General features: G+C 50.8%; 10 protein-coding genes and 1 riboswitch. Of the genes, 6 read left to right on the top strand and 4 right to left on the bottom strand.

Going from position 1 to position 21,873, the window contains the following annotated elements; translation table 11 throughout:
- Positions 1–38 precede the first annotated feature (38 nt).
- Complete coding sequence (locus GF423_RS00635) at positions 39–1,748, top strand: glycoside hydrolase family 32 protein (RefSeq protein ID WP_154326522.1); 1,710 nt, start codon at positions 39–41, stop codon at positions 1,746–1,748.
- Between the two features lie 90 nt (positions 1,749–1,838).
- Here the strand turns inward: GF423_RS00635 and GF423_RS00640 are convergent, their stop codons facing one another.
- Entirely contained in the window at positions 1,839–8,102 is a 6,264-nt protein-coding gene (locus tag GF423_RS00640) for a DUF4465 domain-containing protein (protein ID WP_154326523.1), read from the bottom strand.
- A gap of 247 nt (positions 8,103–8,349) precedes the next feature.
- Positions 8,350–8,576, bottom strand: a riboswitch (cobalamin riboswitch).
- A 340-nt stretch (positions 8,577–8,916) separates the two neighbouring features.
- Here GF423_RS00640 and GF423_RS00645 point away from each other — a divergent pair.
- The 5 genes from GF423_RS00645 to GF423_RS00665 all read left to right on the top strand — a co-directional run bounded on the left by GF423_RS00645 (position 8,917) and on the right by GF423_RS00665 (position 16,698).
- A complete protein-coding gene (locus tag GF423_RS00645; protein WP_154326524.1) occupies positions 8,917–11,124 on the top strand; it encodes an anaerobic ribonucleoside triphosphate reductase in 2,208 nt (735 codons plus the stop codon).
- 4 nt (positions 11,125–11,128) lie between these two features.
- Positions 11,129–11,665, top strand: coding sequence for an anaerobic ribonucleoside-triphosphate reductase activating protein (gene nrdG / locus GF423_RS00650; RefSeq protein ID WP_154326525.1), 537 nt, complete (start codon positions 11,129–11,131; stop codon positions 11,663–11,665).
- Between the two features lie 30 nt (positions 11,666–11,695).
- Positions 11,696–12,211: a cob(I)yrinic acid a,c-diamide adenosyltransferase gene (locus GF423_RS00655; RefSeq protein ID WP_154326526.1), complete on the top strand. Its 516-nt coding sequence runs from the start codon at positions 11,696–11,698 to the stop codon at positions 12,209–12,211.
- A 307-nt stretch (positions 12,212–12,518) separates the two neighbouring features.
- The gene (locus tag GF423_RS00660; protein WP_154326527.1) at positions 12,519–14,708 is read left to right on the top strand and encodes a glutamine synthetase III family protein; all 2,190 of its coding nucleotides are present in this window, start codon (positions 12,519–12,521) and stop codon (positions 14,706–14,708) included.
- 112 nt (positions 14,709–14,820) lie between these two features.
- The gene (locus GF423_RS00665) at positions 14,821–16,698 is read left to right on the top strand and encodes an amidophosphoribosyltransferase (RefSeq protein WP_154326528.1); all 1,878 of its coding nucleotides are present in this window, start codon (positions 14,821–14,823) and stop codon (positions 16,696–16,698) included.
- A 7-nt stretch (positions 16,699–16,705) separates the two neighbouring features.
- Here GF423_RS00665 and GF423_RS00670 read toward each other — a convergent pair whose 3' ends face one another.
- From GF423_RS00670 to GF423_RS00680, 3 genes are all read right to left on the bottom strand, one after another.
- Positions 16,706–18,613, bottom strand: coding sequence for a RecQ family ATP-dependent DNA helicase (locus GF423_RS00670; protein ID WP_154326529.1), 1,908 nt, complete (start codon positions 18,611–18,613; stop codon positions 16,706–16,708).
- Complete coding sequence (recJ, locus tag GF423_RS00675; RefSeq protein WP_154326530.1) at positions 18,597–20,357, bottom strand: single-stranded-DNA-specific exonuclease RecJ; 1,761 nt, start codon at positions 20,355–20,357, stop codon at positions 18,597–18,599. The genes GF423_RS00670 and recJ overlap by 17 nt, the downstream gene beginning before the upstream one ends.
- Before the next feature lie 323 nt (positions 20,358–20,680).
- Positions 20,681–21,805 (bottom strand): mechanosensitive ion channel family protein, encoded by a 1,125-nt coding sequence (locus GF423_RS00680; RefSeq protein WP_154326531.1) that lies wholly within the window; start codon positions 21,803–21,805, stop codon positions 20,681–20,683.
- Positions 21,806–21,873 lie beyond the last annotated feature (68 nt).

A 21,873-nucleotide genomic window follows, 5' to 3' on the forward strand; every position in this document is an offset into this window, starting at 1 on the left:
TTTTAGGTAAAATATAGAAAACTCTAACGACCAATAAAATGAGTTACAAATTATTGATTGCCGCTACAGCCCTGTTGATGGGCACATGCAGCCTTTGGGCGAAGAGCACTCAATGGTATACACGTCACATACTCTCGGGCAATCATGCCATGGTGAGTGTTGAGGCCGCAAAGCGATATGTGTTGATTCCTGTCGAGGAGAAAGAAAACATAGCAAAGTTAAGGGTAATTGTTGACAACAAATGCCTCCAGACGCTTAACATACGAATTGCCACAGGAACTCCCGACTATTATGTTCCACTCGACTTGAAACGCTTCGGGACGGCACACCCTATCCTGCTCGATTTCCTGTTTAGCAACAATTACCGCGATGTGGGCAATATAGAAGACTTCAGCTGCTGGCAACACATGAAGGTCTCGGATACGTTTGACACAGCCAACCGCGAAGTTTACCGTCCAGCCTATCACCACACGCCAGTGTGGGGATGGATGAACGACCCCAACGGAATGTTCTACCAAAATGGAGTGTGGCATCTGTATTTTCAATACAATCCCTATGGTTCTACATGGGAAAACTTATCGTGGGGCCACGCAACAAGCCGTGATCTTGTGCACTGGAAGAACGAGGGTACTCCCATAGAGCCCGATGCATTGGGAGCCATTTTCAGCGGCTCGGCTGTAGTCGACAGTATGAGCACGGCAGGGTTTGGACAGGGAGCCATTATGGCAATGTACACTTCGGCAGCCGAAAGCCAAACACAAAGTTTGGCCTACAGTACCGATAGCGGGAAAACTTTCACTAAATATGATGGAAATCCCGTGCTCACTGCTACCGAGCCCGACTTCCGCGACCCCAAGATACTGTGGAACGACAGTGCTCACGAGTGGAATCTAATTGTATCGGCAGGTCAAAAAATGAACTTCTACTCGTCTCCTGACTTGAAAAATTGGAAATATGAAAGTAGCTTTGGCGAGGGTTATGGCTGCCACAAGGGGGTGTGGGAATGCCCCGACCTGCTCAAAATGCCTGGAGGAAAATGGGTGCTTGTAGTCAATATCAATCCTGGAGGTCCATTTGGCGGTTCGGCAACACAATATTTTGTGGGTAACTGGGACGGTCACCGCTTCTCTTGCGATAGCAAGCCCGAAACGACCAAGTGGATGGACTATGGCAAAGACCATTATGCAACTGTCACCTTCAGCAATGCACCCAATGGCCGCCATGTGGCTTTGCCCTGGATGAGCAATTGGCAATATGCAGCAGTTGTGCCGACAATGCAGTATCGTTCGGCCAATGGCATTCCTCGTGACCTCAGCCTCTTCGACGATGGCGACGAACAATACTTAAGCGTAAAGCCATCGCCCGAGGTGATGCAGGCATTCGGTAAAAGAACGTCGCAACTGAGCAAGGCTTGCCTTGTAGAAATCGACCATCTGCGTTCAAATACCGTCATCACCTTGTCCAATAGAAAGGGCGAGCAAGTCATCATGCACTACGATGCCAAGGCTCGCAGCTTCTCGGTCGACCGCACAAATAGCGGGAAAACAGGCTTCAGCGATGCTTTTCCATGCGTTACCACTGCTCCAACACACGGCAATGTAAGCAAGGTTTATCTCTTTATCGACCATAGCAGTATTGAGGTTTTCGGATCCGATGGAAAATTCGCCATCAGCAATCTTGTATTCCCGACCACTCCCTATGAAAAAATCGTAGTGAAGGGCGGAAAATATAAGATCTGGGAAATGTAGCGTGTCAACATTCCTATACATGTAAATAAGGGGGCTGTGCCTGTTGTGGCACAGCCCCCAAACTTTAGGTGAAATGATAGTATCTTCTGGCTATCTCACGACAACCTTTGTTGCATGACCATCGGCAACCACCAGGTAGATGCCTGGCACAACGCTGGTCACAGCCTTGCCTGCACTCACTTGGGCACCGGCTGCAGTGTAAACTGCAACATGTTGTGCCCCTTCGACAGTGATTGCGCCATTGGCTACAGTCACCTTGGCCGCGGTGCTGTGGCTCACGTTGGCAATTGATGTTGACAGGTGCGACTGGTCGTTGAAATTGTCGAAGCAAGCAAACGATGGTGTGTTCAATCCATAGACACCAGTGTCGCTTCCTGTGAATGAGAAGGAAACCTTCACAACCTTGCCCAGGCTGGAGAGATCCCACCAGTACCAGTTGTCGAGCATGGTGTGCTGTGTCTCGTCCTGACTGCGGAAATCTATGAGATAGAGGTCGGTGCTTGTGGTAGCGCCTTGTGCATCGACACCCTTGGCTGTCACTTTAAGCCAGTCGCCGGCAGCAAACTTCTTTGCTCCGTACACGCCATCGGTTACCGCCTTTTTGGTGTAGGCACTCAGAGCGACCCATGTACCCTTGACGACATCGCCGTCGAGGTCGTTGGTCACCTCGATGTAGCTGTCGGACCCATAGGCAGGATAATAGACTGCATAGTTGGCCGAGTTGTCAACACCCTGTCCCACTGCCGAGTTCCACATGTCGTCCAAGCCAGAGAATACGGTCGACGTCTTGTTGCTCATCGCATAGCCGTCATACCAGTTGGTACCATGATGCGCCACGTGGAAGGCGTAGGAGCCGCTATAATACACATCGTCGTCGTTGTCGCCATCGAAGTAGCTATCGGGAGCAAGATAGTTGTCGTCGAATGTGGCAGCGACAGCCTGTCCCATGACATAGACAGCAGTCTTTGCGACAACTTTCTGGTTGTCGGCACTCGTCACAGTGAGTTTATAACCATAGGTGTAGGCAGGAGCCACCGTCACAGCCGAGTCGGTACCGATCACTTGATTCATTTGGTCGCGCCACTCGTAGGTGTAAGGTTTCTTTCCGCCTGTCACAACTGGCTCTATTGTGGTGCTGTCACCTGCCGAAACCATGTCGTAGATGCTTGTGAGGTCGACCTTGAGCGTGTCATATTTAACCTGTGTGGCAAATTCACACTCAGCGAGAGCGCTCTTGCTGCTGTCGAGTGCACTCACGAGCACGAAATAGGCCTTATAGGAAGATGCCGGAGCAAGTGAACTGAAATGAGTGGTGAGTTCGGTGCCGGCAGTGTAGTCGACTGCCGTGCCACTTGTCATGACATCGTCGACGGTCACTTTTGCAGCAGCCTTCTTGGCAATCGGGCTAATAGAACCTGCTTTTATGGCCTTGGCATAGAGTTTGCCACTCACATTCCACTTGGTTTTCACGTCGGCCGAAGTTTGGTCGACAGCAGCCACCACAGGATAGCCTTGTGCCAACTGCGGATGCTCGACAACAATGTCTCTGTACTCATAGGCGCCTATGGTGGGTGTCACTGCATCTCGCATGGTGCCATCAAGATCGGTTGTGACAAGCGCCACGGGAGCAGCAGCCTTGAGACTGCCTATAGCCTTGAGGTGCAAGTCGGTTTCGCTCACAAATTGTGCCGAGTCTACAACATTGGTTGCATTGCCAGCCATTGTAGCAAAGGCGGCACTGTCGGTGCCAGCGACAATGTTGCCAGCATTGAAGGCATTGTTGAGGAACGTGGTCTTTCCAGCATAATTACCGTAGAACGACATGTTGCTCGCACTGCCTGTGAGATTCTGCATCAAGTTGTTCTGAAGCAGGATGCCGTCGAACGACTCATTGCTGCGTGCACGTGCGGCATAGAAAGTGTAGCCCTGTGAACCAGCCACACGCACGGTGTTGTAATAGAGAGCGATGTTCTTGTTGTCGCCATCGATTTCAATACCGGCAGTGCTGCTTGAAGGCGAATTGGTGATAGAGATGCTATTGTTGTAGACCAGTATGGGCTCGGCAGTCGAAGCACCGTAGCACGTCTGGCGCAGCTCGATGCCATAGCTATAAGCACTGTGCGCATTGGTGATCTTGTTGTTGCTCACAATCACGTTGCCACGATTGCGGAACAGGTCGATACCATGATACCCACTCTTGCTGGTTGTGGACTGATAGATGGCGTTACCGTCGATGAGCGCGTTGTCCTCGTCGGTGACATAGATGCCCTTGCTTCCTGCCTCGTCGATGATGTTGTTTTTCACCACGAGACCTTGCTCGCGAGTGAGGGCCACATAGCTTGTACCACCCAGGTACAAGGCAACATAGCCTCCCGAGAACGTGCTATTGGTCACAGTGAGGAAATCGTTGTTCTTGCCATCTTCATTCACAGCCTGACTCAGAATCAAGCTGATACCGTTGTAGCCGTTTGAGGCGGTGACTGGTGTAGCCTTGACCACAATGCTATCGACAGTCACGTGCCGGCTCTGGTTGTAGATGTGAAGCACAGCAGGATAAGTTTGGTCATCGGGAATGAAACTCAAGTGCTTGATCGTTACATAGCTTGTACTGTCGACAAAGAACATGCCCTTCTTAAACTCACCGTAATCAGGTGTGCTGTAACCAGCTCCCTTGATGACCACATCGGAAGCATTGCCGCTTTGCCCCACAAATGACAGAGGATGCTCGGCACTCACACCTTGCACGGCCTTGATTTCGACATTCTCGGCATAGGTGCCAGGCTCTACAACAAATGTAACTGGACCCTCGATACCGTCGGCAAGTGCCGAAGTGGCATCGGCAAAGGTGGCATAGTTGGCCTTGTTGCTCGAACCGATGATATAGGTGCCCTTCAATCCTGTATTGACAGTGCGCTGGCCTGCAATTGTGGTTGCAGCTACATAAGCACCGTCGACGTCGACGCCCTGAAGGCTTGCAGCCACCCGGTTGCCAGCCGTGGCATCGTCGGCAATATCGTAGGTGATCCAGAAGTAATAGGTGCCATTTTCGGTGATAGACACAGCCGAGTCGGCAGCGAGCACATTTTCGCTGTTTACAGCACTGATTTTGGCCACAAGGCAATTGTCGACAAAGTTGGCTGCCTTGGCAGTATAATAGAGCTTGGCTGCCTTGATGTCGGCAAGATTGGAAGTGCCAGTGGCGATGAACTTGAAGTTGTTGAGTTTCACGGCACCACGGTCTCCGCTCACCACGACCGCTATCTTTTGAAGCACGGCGTTGCGAGAACCGCGCACCACGCTGTCATGAGTGCCAGGCTCGGCTTTCACGGTATCGACTGTGAATGAAGCGAGCTTGTGCAGACTCATCTCGATTGCAAAGCCATCGTAGGTGCTGTAGGACGAAGTGGGACCCGTATAGCGCACCGTGAGGGCGCCGTCGGCAGCCTTTGAAATATAGGTGTCGGGGCCGCTGGTATAGTTGTAGGTGCCCACAAGATTGTTGTCGTCGACCTTGGAACCATTGTAAAGGTAGAACTTGCCTTGGCCACAAGAGAACGACTTGGTTTCGAGCTGTACTGCACTACCCTCCTTGCCAGGCACGAAGGTAACTGTGCCATCGAAGCCCTTCGACGTGTTGCCATCGGCTCCGCCATCGTCATAGAACATGATGGGATTGTTGACGGTGACCACCTTGCTACCCGTCTCCATGTTCACAATATATTTTAGGATACGGTTGCCGTCGGGGTCGCCATTGCTCACCACAGTGGTTTCGGTAGCATCAACGATCGACACGAGCTTAGCATCGAGTACGGCATTGGCCTCGGCATCACTCTTCATATCATAGGTCACCCAGAAGTAGTTGTCACCATCGTTGAGAATGCGGTTTCCTGTCACAGCCACCTGGTTTTGCGAGGGATTAGCAAGTGACCCAAAGTCGACTGCTGTCGTATAATCGGGGGAATTATTGTATTTTACATTCACCCGGGCAACATTGGGGTAGCTGTCCTTGAGATCAAGATTCAGGGTCTTTACGGTCTTCAGGGTAAGTGTGCCCTCGGTCACGACATCAAAGTCGATGATTTTGGCGTCGGTCGACCCAGCTGCCACAACGTCGGTACTCGACTGGTTCACCTTCACCGAGTCGATGGTCATGTCGTGGTTGACAAACGGTGTCACAGTCGCCGTCCACCCCTTGCCTGCATAGTAGCTTGAAGTGGTCTTAGGATTGAACTTGACAGTAATTGCACCATTGGCAGCATTTGAACGCAGTATCTTTCCAGGACCGGTAGTCGACTGGCTGTTGTTCTCGAGCTTCCACAACAAGTTGGCTTCGCTCAGGCTGTCGCCGCTGTAGACCTCAAACACAGCACGTGTGCCATAACTGCTGCTGGCATAATAAACGTCGAAGGCCGAAAAATCAAGCTGAGCCACAGCTCCGGGCACACCAGGAGTGAAGGTGACAATGTAATCGGCATCTTCGGTCTCATATTTGTTGTCGGAGTAAGGATTCTTGGCATTGAGGAATGTCCAGGTGTCATAAATCTTGTGGGCATGGGCACCTTGACTTGCATAGCAAGTATTGGCCACCGTGCGTGTAGCAGTGAGTGCTGCGGGAGTATGAACGGTGCCGCCTATCGTGGCATCGTCGAGCTTCAACGATACAGTTGCACCATTGAGGGCCGTCTCTTTCACATCGACAAGAGCAGCAAAGTAGTTATGACCTTCAGTCAGCGCTCTGTCGCCAGTCACAACGACCGTAGAGCCCGAAACAGCAGCCTTGCCAAAGTAGTTGCCCGAGCCAAGTGGCGTGGCAGCCGATTCGCCCAAGTAGTAGAGTTTCACTTGGTCGATATTCTTGGTATCAGCAGTGAAGTTGAATTGGCTTGCATGCAAAGCCTTGCTGGTGTTGGTGGTAACAACGTCGATGAGCAATAATTGCTGCAAGGTGTCGCCGGCAGCCACAGTCTCGGTGCTTGATGCCGTGGCATCGATACTCTTAAACGTCATGTCGCCCGGCAAGAATTGCGACACCACAGCTTCCCAGCCATCGGCAGGCACGCCAGTCGTGCTTTTCAAGGTCACGGTCATCGAGCCGTCGGCAGCAGTCGATTTCACCGTCTTGCCTTCCTTGAGCAACGTGGTGATGAGCTGACTCTCGTCGGCTGTGCGGCCGTTATAGAATTTAAACTCATCGTTGTAGCCCACGCTTGAAGTGTTGAAAATAGCAAATTTGTTAAAATCAACTTTGACACATTGTCCAGCAGTAGCGGGTACAAAAGTGATAGTACCTGTAAAGTTGGAGCCTATCTTACCGTCTTTTCCACCGTCGTCATACCACAATACATCATCACCGATTTTGAAAGTTGTAGCATCGGCGGTCATCAATATCACATTGTTCACTGTCACATCGTCGCCCACGGGGTTGGTCACCGATTTAGACTCGCCACCCACCTGTAGCGTTGCGACTTTGGGGCCAGGAACAGTTCCCGAAGCATCAGGGTCGACGTCGGCCACCACATAGAAGTAATTGTTGCCCTGCTTCAAGGTCACATCTTTGGCTTCAAGGGCATCGCCTGTGACGGCAGCCTTTGCTACAATGTTGACATCGATGAAGTTGGCACTCTTGTAAAGGCGCAAGTTGGCCACATTGGCATTGCCTGCAAGCGCAGCACAATCAATCTTGAGATTGTTGAGCTTCTCAGGGTTTTTGCTGCCCTCGGTCATTACGTTCACGCCAAGCAGTATTTGGTTTTTGGCGCCGCGGTTCACTCCATCGGGATTGCCAATCAACTCCATGCCCTTGTAGACCATATCCTTGGCAGGGATACTGGTAACGGTGATGGAGAAACCTTTCTGGCCATTGCTGCTAGCCGAGTGAAAACCAAAGGACAGCGATCCATCGGCCGCAGTCGAGGTATAGGTCTCCCCTGCACTCGTGCTATCGTACCATTTCACCCACCCATCGGGCAGATACTTGCTTTGCTTGCCTGTGCGGGAATAGTCGCTTGCCCCTATACCCGACACTGCACCATCGTAGAGCAGCAGGTAGTTGCTCCCTGACAGGTCAATGCTGTTGACTGTGATGCGCAGGATGTTACCCTCTTTGGCTGGCTTGAAAACCACGCCACAGTCGCGGTAGCTGGGAATCGTATTCCCCTCGGCAACAGCCTTGAAAGTAAGCGTGCTGTCGACAGCATAGGTGTCCTCTTGGCCGTCGGTAGTCTTCAGGTAGTAAACCCCGTCCGACTCACTCCAAGCCTTGCGTGGCCCTGCTGCCGCTGCAGTCTGGACAATGCCGCCCACAACGAGCAGCATTATCGCCACAATTAGTGATTTAAACTTAGAAGTAATCATAAAATACCATAGTGTTTAGTATATAAAAAATAATAGTTGCCATGCAAAAATAACCACGGGCTGCATGTGTCCCCCCACAGGGGACCGACCAGCCAGCCTTGCATCGATTGCGGCATTTCCACAGCAAGAAGAGTCATAAACTGCCAAAAGCAGGGAAAAAACGACAAAACCTCAAAAAGGATTTTGCGACTACATCATTAAAAATTTGCCTCTACATCCAAACTCCACGTGGACTGCACATCTTCTTGCAAGGCAAGCGAAAAAGGCAGGTCTTCTGACTCGTTCCCTTCGCGTCCTCCCCTTCCCGGCATTGATGTAGTCGACTTTTAAAAGGATCAACCGTTAGCCAGTGGCATGATAACATTGAGGACCGAAGTGTCGGGAACTCACAGCAGCGGGTACTGTACGGGATTCTCACCCGTTTCCCTTTTATGCTCCTCTACGCCGAAGAGCACACCTCTCGCTTAAACGTGTACAAAGATATGTATTTTTGCAAACAAAAGCAATATATGCACGCATTTTCTTGCGGGCATTTTCTGTATCATAATCAACATGTTATTGACAATTTAAAACGCTCAAAAAGCATAAAAGTTTCCAAATAAAATAATTAAATCACTCATTTTCAATATAATATATTTTTATAAAACACAAATAGTTGCCAAAAATGTTATTTTAAGACAATTTTCAAATGAAAAATTGTTTAAATCAAACAGCGTGTATTATCTTTGTGCGACCCCAAGAAGAGACACTTGCAAAATGTGGGGGTGAAAACAAATCATACTATAACATCACAAAACTAAAAGGAGCTATATAGATGATACAAACTGTTGTGAAGCGCGATGGGCGCGTGGTGGGATATAACGAAGAGAAAATAAAGGCAGCTATACGCAAAGCCATGCTGGCCACCGAAGCGGGTGAAGACGAAAGCTTGATACAGCGCATCGCCGACCGCATAGGTGCCCGCGGCAAGAGCCAGATGAGTGTGGAAGCCATTCAGGACCAGGTGGAGCTGGAACTCATGAAAAGTCCCCGTAAGGAGGTGGCACGAGCCTACATCAACTACAGGCACAAGCGCAATGTGGCCCGGAAAGCAAAAACTGCCGACGTGTTTCAAGAAATCATCAAGGCTCAGAAGAATGACATCACCCGAGAGAATGCCAACATGAACGCCGACACACCGGCTGGCATGATGATGAAGTTTGCAAGCGAGACTACCAAGCCCTTCGTCGACGACTACCTGCTCAGCGAGGAAGCCCGAGAGGCAGTGAGCAACAACTACCTCCACATTCACGACAAGGACTACTACCCCACCAAGAGCCTTACTTGCGTGCAGCACCCGCTCGACCGTGTGCTCGACGAGGGCTTCACGGCCGGCCACGGCGAGTCGCGTGCGGCCAAGCGCATCGAGACGGCCAGCGTGATTGCCTGCATCTCGATGGAAACTGCACAAAACGAGATGCACGGCGGACAGGCCATCCCGGCGTTTGACTTCTACCTGGCTCCTTTCGTGCGCAAGTCGTTTGTCGAGGAAGTGAAATACATCGAGCAACTCACAGGCACCGACTATCACCACCTGTACGACGCACATATCGACGATTACATATATAAGGATCTCTACATGCTGCAAGGAGAGCAGCGCGTGCTGCAACATGCCATCAACCGCACGGTGGGCCGTGTGCACCAAGCCATGGAGGCCTTCATCCACAACATGAACACTATCCATTCACGAGGCGGCAACCAGGTGGTGTTCAGCAGTATCAACTATGGCACCGACACCAGCGCCGAGGGTCGCTGTGTGATGCGTGAGTTGCTGAAGTCGACCTATGAAGGCGTGGGCAACGGCAGCACAGCCATTTTCCCCATTCAAATATGGAAAAAGAAGCGTGGCGTGAGTTACCTGCCTGGCGACCGCAACTACGACCTTTACCAGCTGGCATGTAAAGTGACGGCAAGGCGGTTCTTCCCAAACTTTGTGAATCTTGACGCCACCTTCAACCACAACGAAAATTGGAGAGCCAACGACCCGAAGCGCTACAAGTGGGAGATTGCAACCATGGGGTGTCGCACGCGTGTGTTTGAAAACCGATTTGGTCCAAAAACCTCAATAGGCCGAGGCAACCTATCGTTTTCTACCATCAATATTGTGAAACTTGCCATCGAATGCATGGACATCAAGAACAAAGAAGATCGCATCAACACCTTCTTTGCTAAACTTGACCGCATGCTCGAGGTCACTGCACGCCAGTTGCACGACCGCTTCATGTTTCAGAAAACAGCAATGGCCAAGCAGTTCCCGCTGCTCATGAGCAAACTGTGGAACGGTGCCCACAAGCTCAAGCCCGACGACAGCATCGAGAGCGTGATCAATCAAGGCACACTGGGCATTGGCTTTATAGGCCTTGCCGAATGCCTGATTGCACTCACTGGGCATCATCATGGCGAGAGCGACGAGGCTCAGCGCTTAGGACTCAAGATTGTGAGCTACATGCGCGACAGGGCCAACGAGTTCTCTGAGCTGTACCAGCACAACTACAGTATTCTTGCCACACCTGCCGAGGGCTTGAGCGGAAAATTCACCAAGCGCGACCGCAAGCAATTTGGCGTGATTCCAGGTGTAACCGACAAGGAATACTATACCAACAGCAATCATGTGCCCGTGTATTACCACTGCAGCCCCAAGCACAAAGCCGAAATTGAAGGTCCCTATCACGACTTGACCCGCGGCGGACACATCTTTTATGTAGAAATCGACGGCGATGCCACCCACAATCCTGAAGCCATTGCCAACGTGGTTGACCTGATGGACAAATACAACATGGGCTATTGCTCGGTAAATCACAATCGTAACCGCTGCATGGACTGCGGCTACGAGGACGCTTCTCAGCACCTGGAGGAGTGCCCACAATGCGGTAGCCACAATATCGACCGGCTGCAGCGCATCACTGGTTACCTGGTGGGCACTACCGACCGCTGGAACAGTGCTAAACTTGCTGAACTAAGAGACCGTGTCGTGCACAAGTGACCACATGGAGACTAACGATGAAACATTGCGTGTGCTAAGGGTTGTGGAAGGCACCAGCGTCGACGGTCCGTCGTTGCGCACCTCCATCTATGTGGCAGGTTGCCGCCACGCATGCCCACTGTGTCACAACCCACAGTCATGGGACATGAATGGCGGAGAGCGTCGCTCGATCGACAACCTCATGCAAGTCATTGCCTACAATGAGTCGCCCGTGACCTTGACGGGCGGCGACCCTCTTTATCAGCCCGTTGCCGTGAAGGAGCTCGTGCATCGCATCAAGACCGAACTGGGATACAATGTGTGGTGTTTCACTGGCTTCACGTGGGATGAAATTGTTGCCGACCCTGCGCTGCTCGACACAATAAGGGAGGTCGACGTTGTGGTCGAAGGGCGCTTTGTCAACTCCTTGCGCGACACCTCGTTGCTGTTCAGAGGCAGCTCCAACCAGCGCATTGTCGACGTGAGAAGCTCCATAGACGCTCGCCGACTAATTGAATGGAAACGCGATGGCTGGGAATCGCTTGATGACTTCAAAATATGATTAATTGCAATATTTACATGCGACTGTGACATGGAGAAAGGATACCTGAGAGTGTACACTGGCAACGGCCAGGGGAAGACAACTGCTGCATTTGGTGTGCTTGTGCGCGCCTTGTGTGCAGGGAAGAGAGGCTATGTGGGCCAATTTATAAAAGACGAAGCCTATAATGAAACTTTTCTATCTCGGCATTTTAAGCATCTCTGTATCGAGCAGTTAGGCAAAGGGTGCTTTATCGACCGAAGACCCGACAGTCTTGACAAGGCTGCTGCCCAAGCCGCACTGCGACATGTGACCGAGTTGATGGCCAGTGGCCAATACGACATTGTCGTTCTCGATGAGCTCACCATTGCAATACACTACAATCTTGTTTCCACACAAGCCGTACTCGATGCTTTAGAGCAACGTTGCCTCTCAACCGAAGTCATTATCACAGGGCGTTACGCACCACCCGAGCTCATCGCAGCAGCCGATCTTGTGACCGAGATGAAGGAGATAAAGCATTATTACTTGCAAGGTGTGCTGTCGCGTGACGGCTTTGACCACTGACCACCTATGGTGCAATGCAGCACCACACCTGAAGCTCCAAACGATGACGAAATTTTCAAAAAAAGCGGAAAATCAAACCGACATATAATAATATTTTGTAAATTTGTGGGCAAATATAGATGTAGGGTGAAAAGTTTAGTCTGGTTTATATCCGGTTTCCCATTTCCATATTGCGGTTCAATTAACGCAATACGTGAAATACGCCATCACTCAGCCAGCAACTTAAGCCAGCGTCAACAATAGTCAAGACTTTTAATGCGTAAAGCAATAAAAGCCTTTTTTGTTTTTATTATAAATACCTTTTGTTATGTCACATTTGAGATTTAGAGAAGTTGAAGTGGCTTTCAATCGCGAGCCAGTCAAGGTAGAGATTCCGAAGCAAGTGCCTTCGGAATACTACGGCATGTATGTGTTCAATCGCCAGACGATGTACAAGTACCTGCCCAAGCAGACCTATGATGCCTTGACCGATGCAATCGACAACAAGAAGCCCCTTGACCGCGAAGTTGCCGACAGCGTGGCAGCAGGAATGAAGCAATGGGCCATCGACAATGGTGTCACCCACTACACCCACTGGTTCCACCCGCTCACCGACGGCACTGCCGAGAAGCATGACTCGTTTATCGAGCACGACGGTAAAGGCGGAGTGATTGAAGAATTCAGCGGCAAGCTTCTCGTCCAGCAAGAGCCCGATGCATCGAGCTTTCCCAACGGTGGCATACGCAACACCTTTGAAGCTCGAGGATACTCGGCTTGGGACATCTCTTCGCCTGCATTCATTCACGACAACACACTGTGCATTCCTACCATTTTCATTGCCTACTCGGGAGAGTCGCTCGACTACAAGACCCCATTGCTGCGTGCGCTCAACAGCGTTGACAAAGCAGGAACTGCTGTAGCACAATACTTCGACCCCGAAGTGAAGCATGTTCACTCCTACTTGGGCTGGGAACAAGAATATTTTCTCGTCGACGAGGCACTGTATGCAGCACGTCCCGACCTGGTGATGACCGGCCGCACGCTCATGGGGCACGAGAGCGCCAAAAACCAGCAACTCGAAGATCACTATTTCGGTGCCATACCTATGCGTGTAGAAGAGTTTATGCTTGATTTGGAAATTGAGTGCCACAAATTGGGCATCCCTGCCAAAACACGTCACAATGAAGTGGCCCCCAATCAGTTTGAGCTTGCACCAGTCTTTGAGGAGACCAACCTGGCCAACGACCACAACCTGCTGCTCATGAAGGTGATGGCCGAAGTTGCACGTCGTCACCACTTCAGAGTACTGTTGCACGAGAAGCCATTTGCCGGCATCAATGGCAGTGGCAAGCACAACAACTGGAGCCTGGGGACCGACACCGGCATCATGCTGTTTAAGCCTGGCAAGACCATAAAAGAAAACTTGAGGTTTATCACATTTATATGTAATGTGATGAACGCTGTGTACAACTACAACGGCCTGCTCAAGGCCTCAATAGCCTCGGCCACCAACGCTCATCGTCTGGGAGCCAACGAGGCACCACCAGCCATCATCTCCATGTTCCTGGGCAAGCAGGTGAGCGATGTGCTCGACTCGCTCGTGAGTTCCGACAAAGACGACAACCTGAAAATCGCAGGCAAGGAGGAGCTGAACCTGAAAGTGAGTCAAATCCCTGAATTGCTGCTCGACAACACCGACCGCAACCGCACTTCGCCATTTGCCTTCACTGGCAACCGCTTCGAGTTCCGTGCTGTGGGTTCAAGCGCCAATTGTGCAAGCGCCATGATTGCGCTCAATGCCGCCGTGGCCGAACAGCTCACCAAATTCAAGGAAAAAGTCGATGCCCGTGTTGCCAAGGGCGAGGAACTGGACGATGCCATCCTTGCCGAGGATAAGTTGCTCATCGAGGAATCGATGCCCATCCACTTCGATGGCAACGGCTATAGCGACGAGTGGAAGGCCGAAGCCCAAAGGCGAGGTCTCGACTGTGAAACCTCGGTGCCCGTGATCTACGATGCCTATCTCGACGAGAAGGCTATCAATATGTTCAAGACTACCGGCGTCTTCAGCGAGATTGAGCTCAAAGCACGCAATGAGGTGAAATGGGAAATGTACACCAAGAAGGTACAAATCGAGGCACGAGTGTTTGGCGACCTGGCCCTAAACCACATCATCCCTGTTGCAACCCGCTATCAAAGCATCCTGCTCGACAATGTGTTTAAGATCAAAAGCCTTTTCCCAAAAGAGCAAGGTGAGAAAATCGCTGCACAAGACATGGCCAACATTGAGAAAATGGCCCAGCACATGCAGTTTATCAAGGACAAGACCAGCGAGATGGTTGAGGCACGCAAAGTAGCCAACAAGATCGAAGACCAGCGCGCCAAAGCCGTAGCCTACCACGACACTGTCGTGCCCTACCTCGATGCCATACGCTATCACATCGACAAACTTGAACTCATGGTCGACGATGAAATGTGGCCACTGCCCAAGTACAGGGAACTGCTGTTTATCAGATAATTTCGCCATCACTCAAAGAGCGGTGAGACACTGCCGTCGTCACCGCTCTTGTTTTCTTTAAATACAAAATATATATAGTTATCTTACCAACCTGAATTAGATTTTTTAGTAAATGGAAATTTTAAAGCACGAGTGCGGTATTGCAATGATACGACTGCGCAAGCCATTGAGTTATTATAAAGAAAAGTACAACACTTATCTTTATGGGCTCAACAAACTTTATCTTCTCATGGAGAAACAACACAACCGCGGCCAGGAAGGAGCCGGACTGGGGTGTGTGTACATGCATGCCAAGCCAGGAGAAGAATATATCTTTCGCGAGCGTGCTTTAGGTTCAAGTGCCATAAGCGAAATATTTGCCCGTGTGAAGCAGCAAATAAGCGTGGCCCAGAGCCATGGTGTAGACGAAATCGACCACCCCTTTGTGGGCGAGGTCTATATGGGTCACTTGCGCTACAGCACTACAGGGCGCAAGGGCATAAGCTACGTCCATCCATTTTTGCGCCGCAACAACTGGCGCAGCCGCAACCTCATGCTGTGCGGCAACTTCAACATGACCAATGTTGATGAGATATTCAGCGACATCGTGAGCCGCGGGCAGCACCCCAGGGTGTACAGCGACACGGCTATACTGCTTGAGCAACTGGGCGAATCGCTCGACAAGGCCAATTCTACCATCTACCACAAGTTTTGCCAGCAAGGCATCAACGGCATTGAGCTGGCTCGCAAGATTGAGGATAACATCGACATGAGAGAAGTGCTTGAAAATCCTGCATCGACGTGGGACGGGGGCTATGTGATATGCGGTGCCATAGGCAGCGGCGACATCTTTGTGCTGCGCGACCCGCACGGCATACGCCCGGCTTTCTATTATTGCGACGACGAGATATTTGTCGCAGCCTCTGAACGGCCCGTGTTGCAAACGGCGCTCAACATTCCCCGACGCGAGGTGCATGAACTTGCCCCTGGAGCGGCCATCACTGTCAACAAAGCCGGTGATGTAAAAATCACCCAAATACTTCCACAGCTCAAAAATGAGCGCTGCTCGTTTGAACGCATTTATTTCTCCCGCGGCAGTGACGCCGACATCTACAAAGAGCGCAAGGAGCTGGGACGCAACCTTGCACCGCAGATTGTGAAAGCTGTGAACGGAGACCTCGACCACACGGTGCTGTCGTTTATCCCCAACACGGCCGAAACTGCCTACATCGGCATGATAGAAGGCATCGACTCCTTCCTGCAGGAGAAGAAGAAAAAAGAAATCATGGCACTGGATGCCAAGGCACCCGACTACGGAGAGCGGTTGAGTAAAATTTTGAGCAAGCGCCTGCGCGCCGAGAAGATTGCCATCAAAGACATAAAGCTGCGCACATTTATTGCCGAGGGCGAGTCGCGCAACGAGCTGGCGGCACACGTCTACGACGTAACCTACGGGCAGATACAAAACAATGTCGACAACCTTGTCATCATCGACGACAGCATCGTGAGAGGCACAACCCTGCGCCAGTCGATTTTGCGCATTCTCGATCGCCTGCATCCCAAGAAAATAGTAATAGTCTCATCCTCGCCTCAAGTGCGGTATCCCGACTACTACGGTATCGACATGTCGCGCATGGCCGAGTTCTGCGCCTTCAGGGCTGCCATTCAACTCCTTAAGGAACAAGGGAAACAATGCATCATCGACGGCGTTTATCGCAAGTCGAAGGCGCAGGAGGGAAAGCCTAAAGAAGAAGTCGTGAACTATGTGACCGAGATATACAAGCCATTCTCCCAAGAAGAAGTCTCGGCCAAAATTGCCGAGATGCTCACCGATGACGATATCAACGCCCAGGTGCAAATCATTTATCAGTCGATCGAAGGTTTACACAAGTCGATCCCCAACAATCCTGGCGACTGGTATTTCAGCGGCAACTACCCTACTCCTGGCGGCAACAAAATGGTGAACCAAGCTTTCATCAACTGGTATGAGGGCAACACCATGAAGCGGTAGTCAATCGTCACTTCAAGGGCTTGGGATTGACATAGGTGTCGTCGCTCTTGTGAATGACAAGCCCCTCGTCGACAAGCGACGACAAGGTGGCTAAGACCTCTTCTTGCGGGAACGACAACGTGTTGACAAACTCTTCCAGCCTGCGTGGCTTCACTTGCGACATGTAGAGGATGCCGTCTTGCACGTCTTGCGGCGAGTGGTCGCTGTGCTTGCGACGGGCAATGCACACGTCGCAATGGCCGCAGTCGTTGTCGACGCGTTCACCGAAATAGGTGAGCAGTTGCCGCTCACGACACACGTTGTCGTTGAAGGCATAGTTTATTACTGCCTCAATGCGTTCGCTCAGCTTTTGCCGCTGTTCTTCATACACAGCTTTGGGCAAGAGCAAGTATTTGGGTTCCTCTCGCGATGTGGTATAGATGATGTAGGGGGTGCGCTTGCGCGGCACATAATGCAGAATGTGCATGTGGGTGAGCTCAATCAGTGCTTCATAGATGTCTTGCTGCATGATGCCAAAACGAAATTCCAAAACCGACTCGTTGATGAACACATAATCGGAAAACAGCCCCGAATAAGTGCGCAACAACGCTTGCAACACTCTGTCGACGTAGGGGTTTTCACTTTCTATGTGATACAAGTCCTCCTTTTGGGCAATGATTAACACTCGCGATTGGGTTTCAATCTCCTCGACAAACTCGATGTAGCCGGCTTGAGTGAGAATCTTCAAGGCATTGTGGGTGGCGATGACCGGCAGCTTGAAGACGCGGCAAAACAGATTGAAGTTGAACTCATACACCTTTTGGTAGCCCTCACCCACAGCCACACCCAAGAAGTCGCCCACTCGCTGGTACGTTTTCTTTATAAAATCCTTGTCGGGGAATGCCTCGGTCAAGTGCCGGTGCAGCTTGCCGCGGTCGGTGGGAGTGGTGAGCAGCACCGCATAGGAACGTCGCCCGTCACGCCCTGCCCGCCCCGCTTCTTGATAGTATTCCTCCAGTGAGCTTGGCACGTCAACGTGTATCACCAGGCGCACGTCGGGCTTGTCGATGCCCATGCCGAAGGCATTGGTAGCGACAATGACCCTCAGCTCGTCATTTTTCCAGCGCGTCTGCTTGGCTTCTTTGTCTTCAATGTTAAGACCGGCATGGTAGAAATCGGCATTGATGCCGTTGCGCATGAGCTCGTCGCTTATCTCCCTGGTGCGCCTGCGGCTGCGCACATACACGATGGCACTTCCCGGCACCGACTGCACAATGTGTACCAGCTCGGCATATTTCTCGGCAGTGTGTCTCACCACATAGGTGAGATTGGGGCGAGAGAAACTCTTGCGAAACACACACGGCTTGTGAAACTTGAGTTGACTCATGATGTCGTCGACAACAACAGGTGTTGCCGATGCCGTGAGCGCAAGCACAGGCACGCGTGGGAAATACTGTCTTATCGATGCTATGTGTAGATAGGAAGGCCTGAAGTCGTAGCCCCACTGCGAGATGCAGTGGGCCTCGTCGACCACGATGAGCGACACTGGCATGTGCTTGAGACGGTCGATGAACGACTGCGACATGAGCCGCTCGGGAGAGACATAGAGAAACTTGCACTTGCCATACATGCACTTCTCATAGGTGCGGCGCATTTCGGCCATGGTCAAGCCTGCATGCATGTAGGTGGCTTTGATGCGACGGCTTATAAGGTTGTCGACCTGATCCTTCATCAGTGAAATAATGGGAGTCACGACCAGGGCCATGCCCTGCATGGCAAGTGCCGGGACCTGGAAGGTGATCGATTTGCCCCCACCCGTGGGCATCAGGCCAAGTGTGTCGTTGCCATCAAGCACCGACTTGATGATGTCTTCTTGCAGAGGCCTGAACTGGTCAAACCCCCAATATTTCTTCAGTATTTCAAGAGGCGTGTCCATCACCAGCCGCTTGGTCGCCGTGAATGCGTATGCCTTTTATTTGCAGTTGCACCGAACTGCTGTTGCGGTGCTTGTTCTCCTCAACCGTGTAGCATATGTCAAAAGGCTTGTGCTGCTTGATATAGTCGAAATAAGTAGCCATATTGAATGCAATGCCGTTCATGATCTCTTCCGACTTGCTGTCGACCAGTTCAAACTTGATGTGCTCCATCTTTTTGCCCACAATCTTGCTCGTGCCGAAGTCATACACGTTTTTGGTGACAAATACCGGCTTGGGATTGTCGGGGCCAAATGGATTGAACAGCCTCAAGTACTTGAGAAAGTCATTGTTGATTTCCTCAAAACCAAGCTCACAGTCAACGTCGATTTGAGGCGTGATTTGGTCGGTTTCGATGTGCTTCTCCACATAGTCGGTGAGGCGGCGCCTGAACTCGTCGATGTTTTCCTCTTTAAGCGACAAGCCCACGGCATTGGTGTGCCCGCCGAAGGTCTCGAGCAGGTCGCGCGTCGACTTGATTGCCGCGTAGATGTTGAATCCTCTCACCGAGCGCGACGAGCCCGTGGCAAGGCCGTTGTCGTCATAGGTGAGCACGACCGATGGGCGAAAGTAGAGCTCGGCCAGTCGCGAGGCCACGATGCCGATGATGCCTTTGTGCCAATTGCGGTCGTAAATGACGATGGGCTTCTTGCCCTTTATCTGATTCTTGTGGCTTTCGATGATTTTGTTGGCCTCCTCAGTAATTTGGCGGTCAAGCTCCTTGCGGTCTTTGTTGTACTTGTCGATACGCTTGCTTATCTCATAGGCAGCAGCCGAGTCCTTGGTCACCAGCAGCTCGACCGACTCGGTGCCCGACTCCATGCGTCCCGAGGCATTGATACGAGGGCCTATTTTGAAGATAATGTCGCTTATGGTGAGCTCCTTGTTGCTCAGGCCGCACAGTTTGATGATGCTACGCAATCCCACATTAGGGTTTGAGTTGAGGCGTTTCAAGCCATAGCAGGCCATGATGCGATTCTCTCCCACAATGGGTACGATGTCGGCAGCAATACTCACAACACACAAGTCGAGCAGACTTTCAAGGTCGTAAAAATTGGTGATGCCGTTGCTCTTGGCAAAACCCTGCATGAACTTGAAGCCAACGCCACAGCCCGACAGCTCCTTGAACGGGTACTTGTCGTCCTTGAGCTTGGGATTGAGAATTGCCACAGCAGGCGGCAACTCATCGTCGGGCACGTGATGGTCGCACACGATAAAGTCGATACCCTTCGACTTGGCATAGGAAATCTCGCCGATAGCCTTAATGCCACAGTCGAGCACAATGATGAGTTTCACCCCTATGCTTGCAGCATAGTCGATGCTCTGAATTGATATACCGTAGCCCTCGTCGTCACGAGTAGGGACATAGTACACCATATTAGAATAAAAGTTTTGAAGATACCTGTAGACCAGGGCGACCGCAGTAGTGCCATCAACATCATAGTCGCCATAGATCATGATCTTCTCTTTCGCCCCCAAGGCTTTATTGAGCCTGTTTACAGCCTTGTCCATGTCCCGCATCAGGAATGGATCGTGCATTTGGCTCAACTGAGGATAAAAGAAATCCTGGGCCTGATCCCAGGTTTTCACTCCTCGCTGAACCAAAAGCCGTGCAATAGCAGGGCACTTGGGGAAGCGTGTCTCCAATTGCGCCTCTATCTTGCGTTCTTCGGATGTAAGGGGTAAGTAATTCCATTTACTTATCATTTATGTTATTTTTTTATTGGCGTATTGAAAGGCCTGGGACACTCTTGCCCTCATGCCCTAATAAGGAAGTGGCACCTGTGCATGGTCTTGGAGGCTTGGCATGTGCCATTTTTGCCTTATCATGAGCCACACTCCCATCTGGTTTGACTGTCACACTACAAGAGTTGCTCAAATGGCAAAAAATGCCTCCAAAAAATTATCAGTAGTCAAGCTTTTAGCGGTTTGCCAGCTTTATCAAAGAAATCCGTCAAATGGCGCAAGGCACTACTTCGCATATTTTAGGCAAATATACGGCAAAATGTAAACAAAAACAAGCAAATGAATTAATTCTTTTTCAAATAAACATCCATCTGTGGATAAGGGAAGTGCAATCCTTCTTGTGGCAGTCGCTCATAGATGCACTCATAGGTGTCGTAAAGCACACTCCAGTAATTTTCGGTAGTGGTCCAGGCACGCACAACAAGCACAACGGCACTGTCACCCAAACTATCGACAGCCACATAGGGCGTGCAGTCCTTTTTGGGTATCTTTGCTGCAAGTTGCTGCTGGCCCAGTTGCTTGATATCATCAACTTTTTGTTTAACTTTGTGATGATTGAATATTGATTTCCAGAATGATGTATTTTTCTCAGAATCGGTCTCTGTTTTTGGCTGCACTGTTTCAATGGCGGCAATCTCATCGGGCAAGAAATCTTTCAATATGCGACGGTCGGCATGGAGGATATCGAGCACGACCTGGCGAGCTCGTTTCACGTCGTCGCCATAGGCAATCGACACATGCCACTCGAGACGATGATATTTCTCGGCCGAAAAGTTGTTGATGGTGCCCGTCGACAGGCCCCCATTGGGAATGATAATCTTCTCGTTGCTGTAGGTTGTGAGAATTGTGTGGAAAATCTGGATTTCCTTTACATAGCCCTTATACTCGCCAAAGACGATGTAGTCGCCCACTTTGTAGGGCTTGATGAGAAGAATCAAAACACCGCCGGCAAAATTCTGCAACGTTCCACTCAGGGCCATACCCACCGCCACACCGGCCGAGGCAAAAATGGCAATAAAGGAACTTGTCTCAATGCCCAGGATGCCAATCACCGAGATGACAAGCACAAAAAGCAATGTAATCTTCATAAAGCTCAACAGGAAAGAGCTCAACGACTTGTCGACATCGCGATGAAGCAAAATGGCCCGCACGATGTGATGCAGCTTGCCAATGATGAACTTGCCCAAATAGAACACCACCACAGCTGCCAGAATCCTGAAAGCCAGGTTAACGCATTGATTGGTCACATTCTGCACAAGAGTGTCCCAGTGAAAGGTCTTCAAGTCGTGTTGGAGCTTGCCTGGGGTCATCTGCGACAAGGAGTCGGGCAAAGCAGCGATTTTAGCAGCAGTCTTGGCGATTGAGTCGTTGAGTGCACCCTCTGCCTGCAGCAATATTGCACTGAGCATAACGAGTAGATTTAAATATTATAATAACGCAAAATTAGCTAAATATCGTAAAACCGACAAATGTTTGT

Origin of the sequence: Sodaliphilus pleomorphus (assembly GCF_009676955.1) — a bacterium.
Taxonomy (GTDB): Bacteria; Bacteroidota; Bacteroidia; order Bacteroidales; family Muribaculaceae; genus Sodaliphilus; species Sodaliphilus pleomorphus.